This is a genomic window from Pseudobutyrivibrio sp. LB2011 (genome assembly GCF_000701765.1).
Classification (GTDB): domain Bacteria; phylum Bacillota; class Clostridia; order Lachnospirales; family Lachnospiraceae; genus Pseudobutyrivibrio; species Pseudobutyrivibrio ruminis.
The window spans coordinates 1-1394 of the sequence record NZ_JNJS01000010.1; the positions used below are offsets into that span (position 1 = coordinate 1).

Below are 1394 nucleotides of genomic sequence, written 5' to 3' on the forward strand. Positions count from 1 at the left end.
TGAAGTGGTAACGTAAAAGTAGACACTACACGCATTATGTAGACATCTGTATTTTATAAAGGTAACATCTATTTATAAAAGTATTCTTGTTTACATAATCAAAGACAGCGAGGTGCTATATGCGATACTCTAAAGAACAAAAATTAGACATAGGACGCCAGATTTATAACCATGAATTAACCAGAGCGGAGGCAATGGAAAAATATGGTTGTAAAGGAACTTTTCTGGATACAAGCATCAGAGCTTATAAAGAATCCATTGGGGTTCCTACATCTACAACAATCAATGGAAAAAAATCTAAATGCAGCAACATAACTGAGCTTTCTTCCAAAGAGGCTGATATTGATGCATATATGGCAATGTCTAAAGAAGAACTTATTGATGAACTTATCAAAGCCAAAGCAAATGAACTGCGAGCAAAAAAAGGATACGAAGTGAAAGGAGTTGGTGTAAACAAGGAGTTCATTTCTTTAAACAACAAGAATATGAAATAATTTTTGAACTGTCTGGCAAGTTCCCTGTAAAACATTTATGTAAGGTACTTGATGTTAACCGTAGTGGCTTTTACAAGTGGAAAAAGCGCCTTGAGCATCCTTCTGATAAAATGAAATCATTTGTCAGTGACATGCTTGTGTTCAAAGAATATCATGCTAAGTATCCATCTCACGGATACCGTTGGCTTAATGCAAAAATAAGACTTGATACAGGTCTCATTATGTCTGATCAACGCGCTCACAGGATATGTAAAGCGGCTGGGATAACAAGTATTGCAAAGCATTATAGATACAAAAAGCCAGGAGATCCATACAAAGTATTTCCAAATCTTTTATTAAGTGGCATGAATATCAATGGTCCAATGGAATGTGTTGTAAGCGATATGACCGCATTCTGTCTTGGTGGAGTTTACTATGAGCTAACACTTTATATGGATTTATGGAACAATGAGATTCTTACTTATTCATTGTCATCAAAGCGTGGAGATAGACGAACGTATATCAGCGGCCTTAATGAGCTTATAAATATCAAATCTCAATACCCTGACCTTCAGATGATTCTGCATACCGACCAAGGGTCCGTTTATGCATCTAAAAACTTTAATGAAATACTGCCACTTTATAACATAATTCACTCTATGTCCCGTGCGGGAACTCCTACTGATAATGCTGCTATGGAAGCGATTAATGGTTGGATTAAGGCAGAGATATTTAGTGATCTACATATAACAAGCAATGCCACCATTGAAAAAGACATTGCCAGATACATAGTGTTCTTCAATGAAGAACGCCCTGCCTACTCTCTGAGTTATCTGACTCCAAAACAGTATCGAGAGTATTACAGTGGAGAAACTATGTGTAAAAACACGTAAACCTGTCTACTTTTGCTTGACTAGTGCA

2 protein-coding genes are annotated in these 1394 nt (G+C 36.5%); both read left to right on the plus strand.

The features are described from left to right. Positions 1-119 precede the first annotated feature (119 nt). Positions 120-494 (plus strand): hypothetical protein, encoded by a 375-nt coding sequence (locus T375_RS11740; protein ID WP_044938772.1) that lies wholly within the window; start codon positions 120-122, stop codon positions 492-494. Beyond that, on the plus strand, positions 428-1366 hold the full coding sequence (locus T375_RS11745) for an IS3 family transposase (RefSeq protein WP_197019859.1): 939 nt from the start codon (positions 428-430) through the stop codon (positions 1364-1366). The genes T375_RS11740 and T375_RS11745 overlap by 67 nt, the downstream gene beginning before the upstream one ends. Positions 1367-1394: the final 28 nt, after the last annotated feature.

What these genes read in the sequence shown, in the direction of transcription:
- T375_RS11740 (WP_044938772.1), top strand. Translation starts at nt 120, where the DNA reads ATGCGATACTCTAAAGAACAAAAATTAGACATAGGACGCCAGATTTAT.